Source organism: Rhodopseudomonas sp. G2_2311 (genome assembly GCF_047501505.1).
Taxonomy (GTDB): Bacteria; Pseudomonadota; Alphaproteobacteria; order Rhizobiales; family Xanthobacteraceae; genus Rhodopseudomonas; species Rhodopseudomonas palustris_H.
In genome coordinates, this window is the sequence record NZ_JAZDRK010000039.1 from 1 (window position 1) to 15085 (window position 15085).

12 protein-coding genes are annotated in these 15085 nt (G+C 65.0%); 8 read left to right on the forward strand and 4 right to left on the reverse strand.

Features of this window, described 5'->3' with window-relative positions:
* Nucleotides 1-140: 140 nt before the first annotated feature.
* Nucleotides 141-1109 carry a LysR family transcriptional regulator gene (locus tag VRZ08_RS24725; protein ID WP_107343565.1) on the reverse strand — a complete coding sequence of 323 codons (969 nt, stop codon included), beginning with the start codon at nt 1107-1109 and terminating at the stop codon, nt 141-143.
* A gap of 164 nt (nt 1110-1273) precedes the next feature.
* Here VRZ08_RS24725 and VRZ08_RS24730 point away from each other — a divergent pair, with 164 nt between their 5' ends.
* The 7 genes from VRZ08_RS24730 (at nt 1274) to cbbX (ending at nt 9140) form a co-directional block, all read left to right on the forward strand.
* The gene (locus tag VRZ08_RS24730; RefSeq protein ID WP_414534214.1) at nt 1274-1489 is read left to right on the forward strand and encodes a hypothetical protein; all 216 of its coding nucleotides are present in this window, start codon (nt 1274-1276) and stop codon (nt 1487-1489) included.
* 196 nt (nt 1490-1685) lie between these two features.
* Nucleotides 1686-2375 (forward strand): response regulator, encoded by a 690-nt coding sequence (locus tag VRZ08_RS24735; protein ID WP_414534215.1) that lies wholly within the window; start codon nt 1686-1688, stop codon nt 2373-2375.
* 21 nt (nt 2376-2396) lie between these two features.
* Nucleotides 2397-3233 carry a response regulator gene (locus tag VRZ08_RS24740; protein WP_414534216.1) on the forward strand — a complete coding sequence of 279 codons (837 nt, stop codon included), beginning with the start codon at nt 2397-2399 and terminating at the stop codon, nt 3231-3233.
* 15 nt (nt 3234-3248) lie between these two features.
* The gene (locus VRZ08_RS24745) at nt 3249-5960 is read left to right on the forward strand and encodes a PAS domain S-box protein (protein ID WP_414534217.1); all 2712 of its coding nucleotides are present in this window, start codon (nt 3249-3251) and stop codon (nt 5958-5960) included.
* Between the two features lie 210 nt (nt 5961-6170).
* Complete coding sequence (locus VRZ08_RS24750) at nt 6171-7628, forward strand: form I ribulose bisphosphate carboxylase large subunit (RefSeq protein WP_107343569.1); 1458 nt, start codon at nt 6171-6173, stop codon at nt 7626-7628.
* 154 nt (nt 7629-7782) lie between these two features.
* Nucleotides 7783-8205, forward strand: a complete 423-nt coding sequence (locus VRZ08_RS24755; protein ID WP_013503624.1) for a ribulose bisphosphate carboxylase small subunit — start codon at nt 7783-7785, stop codon at nt 8203-8205.
* A gap of 2 nt (nt 8206-8207) precedes the next feature.
* Entirely contained in the window at nt 8208-9140 is a 933-nt protein-coding gene (gene cbbX, locus VRZ08_RS24760) for a CbbX protein (RefSeq protein ID WP_414534218.1), read from the forward strand.
* A 472-nt stretch (nt 9141-9612) separates the two neighbouring features.
* On the opposite strand, the gene VRZ08_RS24765 is transcribed toward cbbX, so the two are convergent.
* From VRZ08_RS24765 to VRZ08_RS24775, 3 genes are all read right to left on the reverse strand, one after another.
* A complete protein-coding gene (locus tag VRZ08_RS24765; RefSeq protein WP_414534219.1) occupies nt 9613-10395 on the reverse strand; it encodes an alpha/beta fold hydrolase in 783 nt (260 codons plus the stop codon).
* A 3-nt stretch (nt 10396-10398) separates the two neighbouring features.
* Nucleotides 10399-11694, reverse strand: coding sequence for an O-acetylhomoserine aminocarboxypropyltransferase (locus tag VRZ08_RS24770; protein ID WP_414534220.1), 1296 nt, complete (start codon nt 11692-11694; stop codon nt 10399-10401).
* A 156-nt stretch (nt 11695-11850) separates the two neighbouring features.
* Nucleotides 11851-13968 carry a S9 family peptidase gene (locus VRZ08_RS24775; RefSeq protein WP_414534221.1) on the reverse strand — a complete coding sequence of 706 codons (2118 nt, stop codon included), beginning with the start codon at nt 13966-13968 and terminating at the stop codon, nt 11851-11853.
* Between the two features lie 131 nt (nt 13969-14099).
* Between VRZ08_RS24775 and VRZ08_RS24780 the strand changes: the two genes are divergently transcribed.
* A complete protein-coding gene (locus VRZ08_RS24780) occupies nt 14100-14975 on the forward strand; it encodes a dihydrodipicolinate synthase family protein (RefSeq protein WP_414534222.1) in 876 nt (291 codons plus the stop codon).
* Nucleotides 14976-15085 lie beyond the last annotated feature (110 nt).

Consider the following 15085-nt stretch of genomic DNA (forward strand, 5'->3'; position numbering starts at 1 on the left):
GGCCTAACCTCTCCCCGCGCGCGGGGAGAGGTCGGATTGCGCAGCAATCCGGGTGAGGGGGCATTCGGCACAGCCGAGCGTCAGGAATCTCCAACGGCCAGGGCTGGGCTCAGCGGATCAGAGCCACCGGCACCCTCGGTTCAGCCTCGCTTGCCGCGCGGCGACGGCCGGGTCAGCCGCATCCGGCCATGGGTGCGTGGCAGAAAGTGCGAGCCTTCGGCCTTGATGAACTCCAGCATCGCCCGCGCCGGCGGCAGCAGCACCTTGTCCTTGCGGCTGACCAGGAACCACTGCCGCACCACCGGCAGCCCCTCGACGTCCAGGATCACCAGCCGCCGCTCGTCGAGCTCGGTGGCGACGGTGTGGGCGGAGATGAAAGCGACGCCGAGCCCGGCGATCACCGCCTGCTTGATGGTCTCGTTGCTGCTCATCTCCATGCCGACCGGCGGGCTGATTCCGGCGCCGCCGAAGAACTGCTCCATCAGGCTGCGGGTGCCGGAGCCGGGCTCGCGGGTGACGAAGGTCTCGTTCGCGAGTTCCTGCGGCGCGATGTTGTCCTTGCGCGCCAGCCGGTGCGCGGTCGGCGCGATGATGACGTGGGGGTGATCGCCGATCAGGTGGACATCGACTTCGAGGTCGACCGGCGGCCGTCCCATGATGGCGATGTCGAGCTCGTAGTTGCGCAGCTCGGCGCCGATCTCCTGGCGGTTGCCGATCGACAGGTGGACGTCGATCTTCGGATGGCGCTTGAGGAAGCCAGAGATCGCGAACGGCACGAAGTACTTTGCGGTCGACACCGCACCGATCGAAATCCGCCCGGCGGTTTTGCCGGCGATCATCTCCAGCGAGGTCTCGCAGGCCGCGATCGCCGCCTCGATCCGCTCGCTGAGCGCCAGCACCTCCCGCCCGGCATCGGTCAGCCGCATTCCGTCGTTGCTGCGCTGGATCAGCGGCAGATCGGCCAGCGCCTGCAGATTGCGGAGCTGCAGCGTCACTGCCGGCTGGGTCAGGTTCAGCTTGCCGGCCGCCGCCGTGATGCTGCCGGTCTCGGCCAGCGCCGCCAGCGCGCGAAGCTGGCGAATCGAGACGGTTTTGAACTGTCGGCTCATCAAACAAACACGCGTGCGGGAACGATTGCGAACTGTCGACTATTCGCCCGAGAGGGTCAACCTGGACGGGGGGCTGTCACCCTTGGTCCGTGCCTTATGGGGGACGGGTGCACGAAGCGTGTCGCCCCGAGCTCGCATTGAGCAGGTCGCCGACTGACTCTGCCATGGCTGGATTCGTCGGGCGCGGCGCTGGCGAGACGGGTGCCCGCACGAAATTGGGCGCGCAGCGTGGGGAGGTTGTGCCTGATCCTGTTGGTTGGCTGTTGAGGCTCCCTCACGAATTGAACGATCTAGTGATTAGTTCGCCGCAATGGCTGGTCTTGTGGTTTGACCGCAAGAAATATGCATTAGAATGCAGCTCTTTTGATGCGCTACAGTGAATGCCATGATTACTACGTAACTACGTGAGATAACGAGTATCGGCCGGTTTGGCTTTGCAGTGCACGAGAATCACGTTCATTTAAACGGTATATTAGCGAGCGAGTTATCATCATTCTCGCGGTTTCGTTGCGTACTTTGGAGTGGCCGGCTGCCGCCACGGCAAAAGCGACATGCGATCGTCGAAAGGGAGGTCGTGTGAAAAGTCGTATTCTGCATATTGATGACGATCCAGCGATGCTGAAGGTCGTCGCCGCGGTGTTGTCCCGAGACCCGAATCTTGAAACCAGGGGGTGCCTTTCCGCCGAGGAAGGCGTGCGCGCCGCGGCCGAATGGCTGCCGGACCTGATCCTCAGCGACGTTTCGATGCCGGATGTCGACGGCGTGCAATTCCTCGAAGAACTCCGCAATCAGCCTATCACCATGAGCATCCCGGTGGTCTTCACCACCGCGTGCGGCCGGTTCGACGACATCTCCGATTTCAAGTCGCTCGGCGCCTCCGGCATCATCGCCAAGCCGTTCAATCTGCGCGAACTGATCAGCAGCGTGCGCAGTTATCTCGAGCTGGCCGCGGCGGCTGTCGACGATGAAGCGCCTGCTCCAGAGATCGAGATCCGCGACCGTTTCAGGAAAGATGCCGCGCTGCTGCGCGAGCTGCGGGAGCCGTTCGAATCCGGCGCGGCGCCGGACGGGCTGCGCCATGTGGCTCACAAGCTGGTCGGCGTTGCCGGGATCTATGGCTTTGCGACGATCAGCGCGGCTGCGGCCGAAGTGGAGCGCGCGCTGAAGCAGGTGGTGCACCACGCCGGCTCCCGGGCCGACGTGGTGTCCCGTCTCGACGAATTGCTCGACCTTTTGGACCAGAACAGCGGCCTGCGGCCGGATTGATCAGCGCGACTGGAGAGCCGTATGAGCGCCCCTGTGATCCTGATTGCGGACGACGATCCGGCGGTTTTGGCCGCATTGTCGGCGCGATGCCGCAAGATCGGCTTCGAGGTCGACACCGCCACCAACGGGCTGCAGATGCTGCTCAAGGCACGGCGCAAGTCGCCGGACCTGATCATCGTCGACATCAACATGCCGAAGCTCGACGGGCTCACCGCCTCGTTTCATCTGCTCGAACCGGGCGGCCTACCGGTCGATGTCATCGTCGTCACCGGCGTCACCTGCGAGGAGACGCTGGAGCGTTGCGAAGCGATGGGGATGTTCTACGCCTGCAAATGTGAGCAGTTCTGGCATCACATCAGCAATGCGCTCACCGAGATCTTTCCGCAGATGGCCGAGGCGATCGCCGAGCACACCGGGCCGCTGATGGCCGGGCCCGACGTGCTGCCGATCCGGCCGCGCGTGCTGGTGGTCGACGACGACGAGCAGGTCGGCCAGTTCCTGGCGAGCCGGCTGAAGAAACTCGGGATCGAGGTGCTGTATGCGCCGAACGCCGCCCGTGCATTGCGGATGGCGGCCGGTCAGTATCCCAGCGTGGTGGTGACCGACTATCACATGCCGGAAGGCGACGCCGATTTCCTGATCATGCGGCTGCGCAGCTCGCGCACCACGGCGCAGATCCCGATCATCGTCCTCAGCGGATGGGAGATCGATGAAGCCACCGCCAAGCTGCTGAAGCGCGATATGCTGGGCCATTCCGGCGCCGTTGCGATCTTCAAGAAGTCGTTCGACGTGCAGGCGCTGTTCGATGCGATCCAGCAGTACTGCACCGGCGAGTCCAGGCCGGACGCTGCGGTCTAGCCGGATGGCGCACCGATGAACGACTTCAACGACGCCAAGCGGAAGTTCGAAGGTGCGCCGATTCCGGCGCCGCGACGGCCGGTGCGGCGGGGCGGACGTGCCTTGGTCCGCCTGTTCGGCGTCGCGGTGATCGTCTCGCTCAGCGTGATGGCAGGTCGGGTCGCCTCGCAATACACCCGCACCTGGGAGCCTCCTGGCCTCGGGCACGGGCTGGATGTGCCGTGGTGGATCTTCGTGATCTCCCTGGCAGTCGGCCTGTCGATCGCCGGCCTGATCGAATTGCAATTATCACGCTACGAGCGGCGCAACGCGCACAAGCTCAGGCAGGCGCATCTTGCCGCGATCGTCGAGGGATCGAGCTACGCGATTGTCGGCCAGTCGATCGACGGCACGGTGCTGAGCTGGAACAAGACCGCCGAGCGGCTGTTCGGCTACACCGCCGAGCAGGCGATCGGCCAGAATGCCACCGAGCTGATGGTCCCCGACGATCTGCGCGACGAAGAGCAGCAGATGCTGTCCGGCATCAGCGACGGCACCGCGTTCGCCTATCTCTGGACCAAGCGCAGGCGGGCGAACGGCACGCTGGTCGATGTCGCGGTCAGCATCTCGCCGATCCGCGCCGATGACGGCCGGCTGATCGGGATGGCGGCGTCGATGCGCGACATCACCGATCTGGTGCAGGCCGAGCGCGAGGTTCACGACCTCAACGCCGCGCTGGAGCGCCAGGTCGCCGAACGCACGTGCCAGCTCGAGAAGACCCTGACGCTGCAGACCGCCATTCTCGAGCGCGCCGCTTATGCGGTGATCGCCACCGACGTCTCCGGCACCATCACGCTGTTCAATCCGGCCGCCGAGCGCATGCTCGGCTACAAGGCTTCGGATCTGATCGGCCGCGCGACTGCGATGCTGTTCCACGACCCCGATGAACTCGCCGCGCGTGCCGATGCGATGCGCAAGGAGGGGGTGACCGTCAACACCAATCTCGGTGTGCTGCAGGCGCGCCTCGCCCGTAACGATCCGGACACCGCGGTGTGGACCTACATCGATGCGCTCGGCAACCGGATTCCGACCCGGCTCACCCTCAGCCGGCTGCGCACCAGCGACGGCGTCAATCTCGGTGTGCTGGGGATCGCGGTCGATCTCACCGAACAGCTCAAATACGAGGACGAACTCAAGGCCGCGCGCGCCACCGCCGAGCAGGCCAGCGCCGCCAAGGCGGATTTCCTCGCCAATATGAGCCACGAAATCCGCACCCCGCTGAACGGCATCATCGGCTATGCCGATCTGGTGCTGGAGGACGAGACGCTGGCGCCGGATACGCGCCGTCAGGTGACGCGGATCTTCGAGGCCAGCGACTCGCTGCGGGTGATCATCGACGACATTCTCGATTTCTCGAAGATCGAGGCCTGCGGCGTCACGCTGGAGAGCAAGCCCCTCTACATCAACGAGCTGATTGCCAATTGCGCCTCGATCATCGAGCCGAAGGCGGACGAGAAGGGGCTGAAGCTGATCGCGACCGCGCGCGCGACGCCGCCGGTGCTGATCGGCGATGCGGTGCGGCTCCGTCAGGTGCTGCTCAACCTGATGAACAACGCCGTGAAGTTCACCTCGGCCGGATCGGTCGAACTGATCGTGTCGTGCATCGGGCGGGTCGATCATCTGGTCCGGCTGCGGATTTCCGTCGCCGACACCGGCATCGGGATTTCGCCTGAGGCGCAGAAAGGGCTGTTCAAGCGCTTCAGCCAGGCCGACGAGACGATCTCGCGCAAATTCGGCGGCACCGGGCTCGGGCTGGCGATCTCGCAGCGGATCGTCCAGGCGATGCGCAGCGAACTCAAGATCGAAAGCCAGCCGGGCGCCGGCAGCACATTCTATTTCGAAGTCGAGATGCCGGTCGCCGAACGGCTCGATATCGAACGGCACGATGCGCAGGTCCATTGCAGCCGGTCGGTCAAGATCCTGGTGGTCGACGACGTCGAGATGAACCGCGATCTGTGCAAGACGATGCTGACCCGCGCCGGCCACGACGTCGATCTCGCCGATAGCGGCGCGGCTGCGATCGCGATGGTGGCGAGCCGCAGCTACGACCTGATCTTCATGGACGTTCAGATGGGCGAAATGGACGGGCTGGAAGCCACCCGCCGGATCCGCGCGCTCGGCTGTATTTACCGCGATGTGCCGATCATCGCACTCACCGCCAACGTGCTGCCCGAGCAGGTCGAGCGCTACAAGGCGGCGGGTATCGACGGCCATCTCGGCAAGCCGATCAATCGCACTGAGCTGTTGGCCTGCGTGGCACGATGGATCGACGGCGATATCGCGCATGTGCCGTCCGAGCCCTTGGCGCCGATCGAGCTTGGTTCCGAGCCGGACCATCCGGTGCGCGATCAGGCTGCGCTCGACGATCTGCGGATGTTTGCCAGCGAGCACGATATCGCGGGCTTTGCCGAACAGCTTCGCGACACCATCGCGCGCATCAGGACGCAGTGGCCGCACCACATCGACGCGATGAAGCTCGATCACGAGGCGCGGACCGCGCTCGGTGCCGCAGCTCACAAGACGGTGTCGCTCGCCGGCCAGCTCGGCTTCAAGCAGTTAGCAGCAGCGTGCCGCCGGATGGAGGCCGCCTGCGCGCCTCACAAAGATATTCCAGATGCGTTTGCTGCGCTTCATGCCGCGCTCGACAACGCAGAGCCGGTGCTCGACGCGCCGTCTGAGGTGGCCTGATCGCGTCGCCTGAGATATAAGAAATTCTTTTGCGATATCGAAGATAATAAAATTTCTCTTATTTTTGTGGTTGTGGTCAATGTCCTCCCACAACGCATCCCGCGACGCCGATCGGCACAGCGCGAACTTCGCGATCAAGTTCCCGAACGGTGTCCGACCATCCAGCCGCCTCGGCCTGCCAAGGCTTTCAAGGCTTTCAAGGAGGACGACATGAACGAAGCAGTCACCATCCGCGGCAAGGACCGCTATCGCTCGGGCGTGATGGAATACAAGAAGATGGGCTATTGGGAGCCCGACTACGAGCCGAAGGACACCGACGTCATCGCGCTGTTCCGCGTCACCCCGCAGGACGGCGTCGATCCGATCGAAGCCGCGGCGGCCGTCGCCGGTGAATCGTCCACCGCGACCTGGACGGTGGTGTGGACCGATCGCCTGACCGCGGCCGAGAAGTATCGCGCCAAGTGCTACCGCGTCGATCCGGTGCCGAATTCGCCCGGCCAGTACTTCGCCTACATCGCCTATGACCTCGACCTGTTCGAGGCGGGCTCGATCGCTAACCTGACCGCCTCGATCATCGGCAACGTGTTCGGCTTCAAGCCGCTGAAGGCGCTGCGGCTCGAGGACATGCGGCTGCCGATCGCCTATGTGAAGACGTTCCAGGGCCCGGCGACCGGCATCGTGGTCGAGCGCGAGCGCATGGACAAGTTCGGCCGGCCGCTGCTCGGCGCCACCGTCAAGCCGAAGCTCGGCCTGTCGGGCCGCAACTACGGCCGCGTGGTGTACGAGGCGCTGAAGGGCGGTCTCGACTTCACCAAGGACGACGAGAACATCAACTCGCAACCGTTCATGCACTGGCGCGAGCGCTTCCTGTACTGCATGGAGGCGGTCAACAAGGCGCAGGCGCAGACCGGCGAGATCAAGGGCACCTACCTCAACGTCACCGCGGCGACGATGGAGGATATGTACGAGCGCGCCGAATACGCCAAGGAACTCGGCTCGATCATCGTGATGATCGACCTCGTGATCGGCTACACCGCGATCCAGTCGATGGCGAAGTGGGCGCGCAAGAACGACATGATCCTGCATCTGCATCGTGCCGGTCACTCGACCTACACGCGGCAGCGTAATCATGGCGTGTCGTTCCGCGTCATCGCCAAGTGGATGCGGCTCGCCGGCGTCGACCACATCCATGCCGGCACCGTGGTCGGCAAGCTCGAAGGCGATCCGGCGACCACCAAGGGCTACTACGACATCTGCCGCGAGGACTTCAACCCGATGGCGCTGGAGAACGGCCTGTTCTTCGACCAGCATTGGGCCAGCCTCAACAAGCTGATGCCGGTGGCCTCGGGCGGTATCCATGCCGGCCAGATGCACCAGTTGCTCCATCTGCTCGGCGAAGACGTCGTGCTGCAGTTCGGCGGCGGCACTATCGGCCATCCGATGGGTATCGCGGCCGGCGCCACTGCCAACCGCGTCGCGCTGGAAGCCATGATCCTCGCCCGCAACGAGGGCCGCGACTATCTGCACGAAGGTCCGGAAATCCTCGCCAAGGCGGCGCAGACCTGCACGCCGCTGAAGGCCGCGCTCGACACCTGGAAGAACGTGACCTTCAACTACGAATCCACCGACACCCCCGACTACGCGCCGACCCCGTCGGTGTCGGTGTAACAACCTCAACCCGGCCGATAGGCCCTGACCCGTCATTGCGAGGAGCGAAGCGACGAAGCAATCCAGAGGCCCGGTGCACTGCGCTGGATTGCTTCGCTTCGCTCGCAATGACGCAGGCTTTCGGTGCACGGCGAAAACCAAGGAGCAATTTCCAATGCGACTGACCCAAGGCTGTTTCTCGTTCCTGCCCGATCTCACCGACGAGCAGATCGCCGCCCAGGTGCAATACGCGCTGTCCAAGGGCTGGGCGGTGAACCTCGAATTCACCGACGATCCGCATCCCCGCAACACCTATTGGGAGATGTGGGGCCTGCCGATGTTCGATCTGCAGGACGCCGCCGGCGTGATGATGGAACTCAACGAATGCCGCAAGATCTACGGCGACCGCTACATCCGGCTGTCGGCGTTCGACTCCTCGCATGGCTGGGAGTCGGTGCGGCTGTCCTTCATCGTCAACCGCCCGAAGGACGAGCCCGGCTTCCGTCTCGATCGTCAGGAGTCCGACGGCCGCAACATGCGGTACACCACGCGCGCCTATTCGGCCGACAAGCCTGAAGGCCGCCGCTACGGAGGCTGATCGTGGACGCGACAGCAACGACGCCCAATGGAGACGACGCGCCGCCCGCGCGCGTCGATCTCCGCGCCGAGTTCAACGAGGTGGGTATCGGCGAGGTGCTGGATCAACTCGATCGCGAGCTGGTCGGGCTCAAGCCGGTCAAGACCCGCATCCGCGAGATCGCGGCGCTGCTTCTGGTCGAACGCCTGCGCAAGCGGATGGGGCTCGCCACCGGCAACCCGACGCTGCACATGTCGTTCACCGGCAATCCCGGCACCGGCAAGACCACGGTGGCGCTGCGAATCGCCTCGATCCTGCACAAGCTCGGCTTCGTGCGCCGCGGCCACGTCGTCTCGGTGACCCGCGACGAACTGGTCGGGCAGTATATCGGCCACACCGCCCCGAAGACCAAGGAAGTGCTGAAGAAGGCGATGGGCGGCGTGCTGTTCATCGACGAGGCCTACTATCTGTATCGCCCGGAGAACGAGCGCGACTACGGCCAGGAAGCGATCGAGATCCTGCTCCAGGTGATGGAGAACCAGCGCGACGATCTGGTGGTGATCCTGGCCGGCTATGCCGACCGGATGGAGAAATTCTTCCAGAGCAATCCCGGCTTCCGCTCGCGGATCGCCCACCATATCGACTTCCCGGACTACACCGACGGCGAACTGCTGACGATCGCCGAAGGCATGCTGAACGAGCAGAACTATCACTTCTCCCCTGAAGCAAAGGCTGCGTTCGAGCGCTACATCGGCATCCGCAAAACCCAGCCGCTGTTCGCCAACGCCCGCTCGATCCGCAACGCGCTCGACCGCATCCGTCTCCGCCAGGCCAACCGCCTGATCGCCGACCTCGACCGTTCACTGACCGCCGAGGACATCATGACGATCGAAGCGGGCGATGTGCTGGCGAGCCGGGTGTTCGGGAAGGGTGAGGGGAGCGGAAGCGGCAGTTAGTCGTCGCCTTCTTTCAACCACCAACGTCATTCCGGGGCGCCGCGCAGCGGCGAACCCGGAATCCGGAGGTTGTTGCGACGCCGGGTGCTCCACAGCTCGGGATTCCGGGTTCGCTCGCTGGCGCGAGCGCCCCGGAATGACGAGCGCGGAGCTAGAAGAGTCTTACCCCTGCAGTGCCTTCAGCACGTCGTCCGGGCGCTCGACCATCATCGTATGTTCCTGCGCCTTTCCGCATCGAGTTGCCCGCGTCGCCCCTCACCCCAACCCTCTCCCCGCGAAGAGCGGGCGAGGGAGTTCGCTGTGCTCGGGGGCGCATCCAAGCCTAGCCCCAACACGGTCATTCCGGGGCGCGCGAAGCGCGAACCCGGAATCCAGAAGTTGTTGCAAACGCTGGGTGCTCCACAGCTCGGGATTCCGGGTTCGCTCGCTCGCGCGAGCGCCCCGGAATGACGAGCGTGGGGCCAGAGAGCGGTTACCCTTGTAACGCCTTCAGCACCTCGTCGGGGCGCTCGACCATCATGGTGTGGCCGGCGCCTTGCAGGATTACGGTGCGTGAATCCGCAATCGCGGCGGCGAGAGTCTTGCCGTTCTTGGTCGGGGTCATCATGTCGCGTTCGCCGAGGATGAACAGTGTCGGCACCGTCACCTTCGCCGCCGCCGTCAGCGCGTCCTTGTAGTCGTTGCAGGCCGACAAATCGTTGAAGATCACGCCGGGCTTGTTGGCTTCGAGCACGCGCACCGAGCCGCCGTGCATCCACAGGCCGGGAGCGAGGTTGCCGCCGATCTCGGCATCCGGGCCAAGGCCCCAGATCGTCATCATCGCAACCGCCGCGGGGGCGTTGGCTTCGGCGGCTTTCAACAGGTCGGGGCCGACCGCCATGGTCGAGGTGGTGCCGATCAGCGCCAAGGACGCCACCTTGGCCGGGTGCCGCGCGGCGGTCTCCAGCGCGATCAGCGAGCCCATCGAATGGCCGATCAGCTTGGCAGCTTGCGCGCCCGTGGCGTCGAGCAGCGCGGCGATCCAGTCGGCCATTTCGGCGATCGTCTTCAGCGGCTCGCCGCCGGAGCGGCCGTGGCCGGGCAGATCCGGCGCCAGCACGGCGTAGCCGTGGTGCGCGAACCAGCGGGTCTGCAGCGCCCACACCGAGCGATCGAAGCCGGCGCCGTGGATGAACACCGCGGCGGGCAGCGACGCGTCGAACGGCTTGCCGCCGGTGGCAACGAAGGTGTCTGTTCCGTTGACCTTGATCTGCATGACTCAGCCCTTCTGCGAAACGCGCAGAGCCTGCGCCAGGTCAGCGATAATGTCGTCGGCGGTTTCGATGCCGACCGACAGCCGGATCAGTTCCTCGCCGATGCCGGCGGCCTCGAGCTGCTCGGCGCTCATCTGCTGATGCGTGGTCGAAGCCGGATGGATCACCAGCGTCTTGGCGTCGCCGACATTGGCAAGATGGCTGGTCAGCCGCAGCGCTTCGATGAACTTGCGGCCGGCGGCGCGGCCGCCCTTGATGCCGAACGAGATGATCGAGCCGGCGCCGTTCGGCAGCAGCGTCTTAGCGAGGTCGTAGTCCGGGTGGTTCTCCAACGTCGGATGCAGCACCCAGTCGACCGCCTTGTTGGCTTGGAGGAAATCGAGCACTGCCTTGGTGTTGGCGACATGCCGATCCATCCGCACCGGCAGCGTCTCGATACCCTGCAGCAGCTGGAAAGCGTTGGTCGGCGAAAGACATGCGCCGAAGTCACGCAGGCCCTCCATTCGCGCGCGGATGACGAAAGCGGGCGGCCCGAATTGCTCGTCGAAGACGACGTCGTGATACCCGGCATAGGGCTCGGTCAGCGTCGGAAACTTGCCGGAGCCGCGCCAGTCGAACCGGCCGCCGTCGACCAGCACACCGCCGATCGCGATGCCGTGGCCGCCGAGCCATTTGGTCGCCGAGTGCATCACGATGTCGGCGCCGAGTTCGATCGGCTTGCTCAGGTACGGAGTCGCGAAGGTGTTGTCGATCAACAGCGGGATCTTCGCCTCATGAGCGATCGCCGCGACCTTCGGGATGTCGAGCACTTCGAGGCCCGGATTGCCGATGGTCTCGCCGATCATCAGCCGGGTGTTCGGCTGGATCGCTGCCGCGAGGCCGGCGTGGTCGCGCGGCGCCACGAAGCTGGTGGTGATGCCGAACCGCGGCAGCGTGTGCGCCAAGAGGTTGATCGTGCCGCCGTACAGCGAGGATGATGCGACGATATGATCGCCGGCACTCAGCAGCGTCGCGATCGCCAGATGCAGCGCCGCCATGCCGCTCGCGGTCGCGACCGCGCCGACGCCGTTCTCCAGTGCGGCGATCCGCTCTTCAAGCACCGCGATCGTCGGGTTGGAGATCCGCGTGTAGAGGTGGCCGGGCCGCTCCATATTGAACAGCGCCGCGGCGTGGTCGGTGTCCTGAAACACGTAGGACGTGGTCTGATAGATCGGCACCGCGCGCGAGCCGGTCAGCGGATCGGGATGCTGTCCGGCATGCAGGCTGAGGGTTTCAAATCCGGGCGGTTTGGGTGCGGCCATGATGTGCTCGGGTTGTTTCCTGAATTGTTAGTTGGGCACCGTCATTGCGAGGAGCGGAGCGACGAAGCAATCCAGGTTCAGTGCTCGGCGCTTCTGGATTGCTTCGCTTCGCTCGCAATGACGGGGAGGGGTTGTCTGATTGGCTTTATGCCACGCTCACGCTTCGGCGTCAGCCAAGCCGACCGCCCACAGCGCGAAGGCGTAGACGATCGCGATTTCGTCGAGGCGGCTGAAGCGGCCGGAGGCGCCGCCGTGGCCGGCGCCCATGTTGATGCGCAGCAGCACCGGGCCGCCACCTGTCATGGTGGCGCGCAGCCGCGCGACCCATTTGGCGGGCTCCCAATAGGTCACGCGCGGATCGGTGAGACCGCCCATCGCCAGGATCGCCGGATACTCTTTGGCGGCGACGTTATCGTAGGGCGAATACGACAGGATGGTCTTGAAGTCGGCTTCGCTCGCAATCGGATTGCCCCACTCCGGCCACTCGGGAGGCGTCAGCGGCAGGGTGTCGTCCAGCATGGTGTTGAGTACGTCGACGAACGGTACCTCGGCGACGATGCCGGCGAACAGCTCACCGGCGCGATTGGCGACTGCGCCCATCAGCATGCCGCCGGCGCTGCCGCCGTGGGCGACGATGCGCTTGGGCGAGGTGTAGTTCGCAGCACACAGCGCGCGGGCGCTGGCGGCGAAGTCGTCGAACGAGTTGGTCTTCTTCTCGCGCTTGCCGTCCAGATACCAGCCCCAGCCCTTGTCGGCGCCGCCGCGGATATGGGCGATCGCATAGACGAAGCCGCGGTCGACCAGCGACAGCGCATTGGCCGAAAAGCCGGCGCCCATCGCGTGGCCATACGAGCCGTAGCCGTACAGCAGCAGTGGTGCCTTTCCATCGAGCGTGAGGCCGGCCCGATGCAGGATCGACACCGGCACCTCGGCGCCGTCGTCCGCCTTCGCCATGATCCGGGTGGTGACGTAATCGGCGGGATTATGGCCGGAGGGAATCTCCTGGCGCTTGCGCAAGACGCGCTGCCGCGTCGCCATGTCGTAGTCATAGACTTCCGACGGCGTCGTCATCGACGAATACGAGAACCGCAGGTTGGTGGTGTCGAACTCGTAGCCGCCGATGGTGCCGAGCGAATACGCGGTCTCGGCGAACGCGATGGCGTGTTCGTCGCCGCTCTTCAGGTCGCGGATGGTGATCGACGGCAGCGCATTGGCGCGCTCCAGCCGGATCAGGTGGCCGGTGGTGAGATCGAAATCGATCACATAGATCCCGGCGCGGTGCGGGATCAAATCGCGCCAGTTGTTGCGGGTCGGCTCAGCCAGCGGCGCTGTGACGATCTTGAAGTCGATCGCGCCGTCGGCGTTGGTGAGGATGAACAGTTCGTCGCCGCGGTCGCCGAGCGAATACTGCACGCCGAGTTCGCGCTTGGCGACCAGGCGCGGCGGCGCGGTCGGATCGGAGACGTCGATCAGTCGCTGCTCGGAAGTCTCGTGATCGCCGCCGGCGATGACGCAGAACCGGCCGCTGGTGCTTTCGTGAATGTGGGTGAACCAGCCGGAGTCCGGCTCTTCGTAGATCAGAAGATCGTCGGCCTGCTTCGTGCCGAGCTTGTGCAGCCACACTTGCATCGGGCGGTGGTTGTCGTCGAGCTTGACGTAGAAGAACGCGCTCGAATCCGCGGTCCACACCAGCCCGCCGTCGGTCTCCTCGACCACGTCGGCCAGGTCCTGCTTGGTCGCCCAGTCGCGGACGCGGATGGTGTAGTATTCGGAGCCCTTGGTGTCGGCGCTCCAGCCTTCGAGTCTATGATCGAGCGAATGCCGGCGGTCGCCGAACTGGAAGTAGTCGTGGCCCTTGGCGAGTTCGTCGCCGTCGAGAACGACGTCGATCTCGCCGCTGCCGTCGCGGGCGACGCGGCCGTACAGCGGGTGCTGGCCGCCCTCGCGATATTTGCGCAAGTAAGCGTAAGGCCCATCCGGCGACGGGACGCTGGAATCGTCCTCCTTGATCCGGCCGCGCATCTCAGCGACCAGCTTCTTCTGCAAACTCGTGGTGTGGCCGAGCACGCTGTCGGTGTAGCCCTTCTCGGCCTCGAGATAGGTGCGGATGTCCGGATCGAGCAGCGACGGATCGCGCAGCACCTCCTGCCAGTTCGGATCCTTCAGCCAGGCATAGTCGTCGGTCAGCGTGATGCCGTGGGTGGTGAAGCTATGCGGACGGCGCGGCGCGACCGGCGGTTGCTGGTTGGCGGCGCGGGGCGGGGCAGAGGTCATCGGCAGGTCTCGTTCAGGGCAGGGTCGGGCAGGCTTAGCACGTTTCCGCCTTGCGGCGCCGGGCGGATTGCGCTGGATAGGCAGGGGCACCGGTTCCGGTGGCCGGATGTGGACAAGTGACGGATTGGATGATGGCGGATTTTCACGGCGTATTCCCTTATCTGGTGTCTCCGGTCGATGCGGACGGCCGCGTTCGCGCCGATGTGATGGGCCGGCTGTGCGACGATCTGATCCAGGCGGGTGTGCACGGGCTGACGCCGCTCGGCTCGACCGGGGAATTTGCCTATCTCGGCACCGCACAGCGCGAGGCGGTGGTGCGGGCGACGATCGAGGCCGCACAGCGCCGGGTGCCGGTGGTGGCCGGTGTTGCCTCGACCTCGGTGGCGGATGCGGTGGCGCAGGCCAGATTGTACGAGAAGCTCGGCGCCGATGGCATTCTGGCGATTCTCGAAGCGTATTTCCCGCTCAAGGATGCGCAGATCGAAAGCTATTTCCGCGCCATCGCGGATGCGGTCGAGATCCCGGTAGTGATCTACACCAACCCGCAATTCCAGCGCTCGGATCTGACGCTCGACGTCATCGCGCGGCTCGCCGAGCATCCGCGGATTCGCTACATCAAGGACGCCTCGACCAATACCGGCCGGCTGCTGTCGATCATCAATCGCTGCGGCGACGCGCTGCAGGTGTTCTCGGCCTCGGCGCATATTCCTGCCGCGGTGATGCTGATCGGCGGCGTCGGCTGGATGGCCGGCCCCGCCTGCATCGCGCCGCGCCAAAGCGTTGCGCTGTACGAACTGTGCAAGGCGCAGCGTTGGGACGAGGCCTTGAAGCTGCAGCGCAAGCTGTGGCGCGTCAACGAAGCCTTCGCCAAATTCAACCTCGCCGCCTGCATCAAGGCCGGCCTGGCGCTGCAAGGCTACGACGTCGGCGATCCCATCCCCCCGCAAGCCGCGCTGACGGCCGAGGAGCGGAAAGCCGTGGAGAAGGTGCTGGCGGAGGTCGCGTAAGTACGCCACGCGTCGCAGCGCACTCCCCTCCCCCTTGCGGGGAGGGGTAGGGGGTGGGGGTCCCCAGGCATAGCTTGTCCTTGGGTCGTTCAACTCTGCCGTTGTCACGT

Excerpts from the sequence above, each read along its gene's own strand:
- VRZ08_RS24745 (WP_414534217.1), top strand. The coding sequence starts at position 3,249 with ATGAACGACTTCAACGACGCCAAGCGGAAGTTCGAAGGTGCGCCGATT.
- VRZ08_RS24765 (WP_414534219.1), bottom strand. The coding sequence starts at position 10,395 with ATGCAGATCAAGGTCAACGGAACAGACACCTTCGTTGCCACCGGCGGC.
- VRZ08_RS24730 (WP_414534214.1), top strand. The coding sequence starts at position 1,274 with ATGGCTGGATTCGTCGGGCGCGGCGCTGGCGAGACGGGTGCCCGCACG.
- VRZ08_RS24770 (WP_414534220.1), bottom strand. The coding sequence starts at position 11,694 with ATGGCCGCACCCAAACCGCCCGGATTTGAAACCCTCAGCCTGCATGCC.
- VRZ08_RS24750 (WP_107343569.1), top strand. The coding sequence starts at position 6,171 with ATGAACGAAGCAGTCACCATCCGCGGCAAGGACCGCTATCGCTCGGGC.
- VRZ08_RS24725 (WP_107343565.1), bottom strand. The coding sequence starts at position 1,109 with ATGAGCCGACAGTTCAAAACCGTCTCGATTCGCCAGCTTCGCGCGCTG.
- VRZ08_RS24780 (WP_414534222.1), top strand. The coding sequence starts at position 14,100 with ATGGCGGATTTTCACGGCGTATTCCCTTATCTGGTGTCTCCGGTCGAT.
- VRZ08_RS24740 (WP_414534216.1), top strand. The coding sequence starts at position 2,397 with ATGAGCGCCCCTGTGATCCTGATTGCGGACGACGATCCGGCGGTTTTG.
- VRZ08_RS24775 (WP_414534221.1), bottom strand. The coding sequence starts at position 13,968 with ATGACCTCTGCCCCGCCCCGCGCCGCCAACCAGCAACCGCCGGTCGCG.
- VRZ08_RS24755 (WP_013503624.1), top strand. The coding sequence starts at position 7,783 with ATGCGACTGACCCAAGGCTGTTTCTCGTTCCTGCCCGATCTCACCGAC.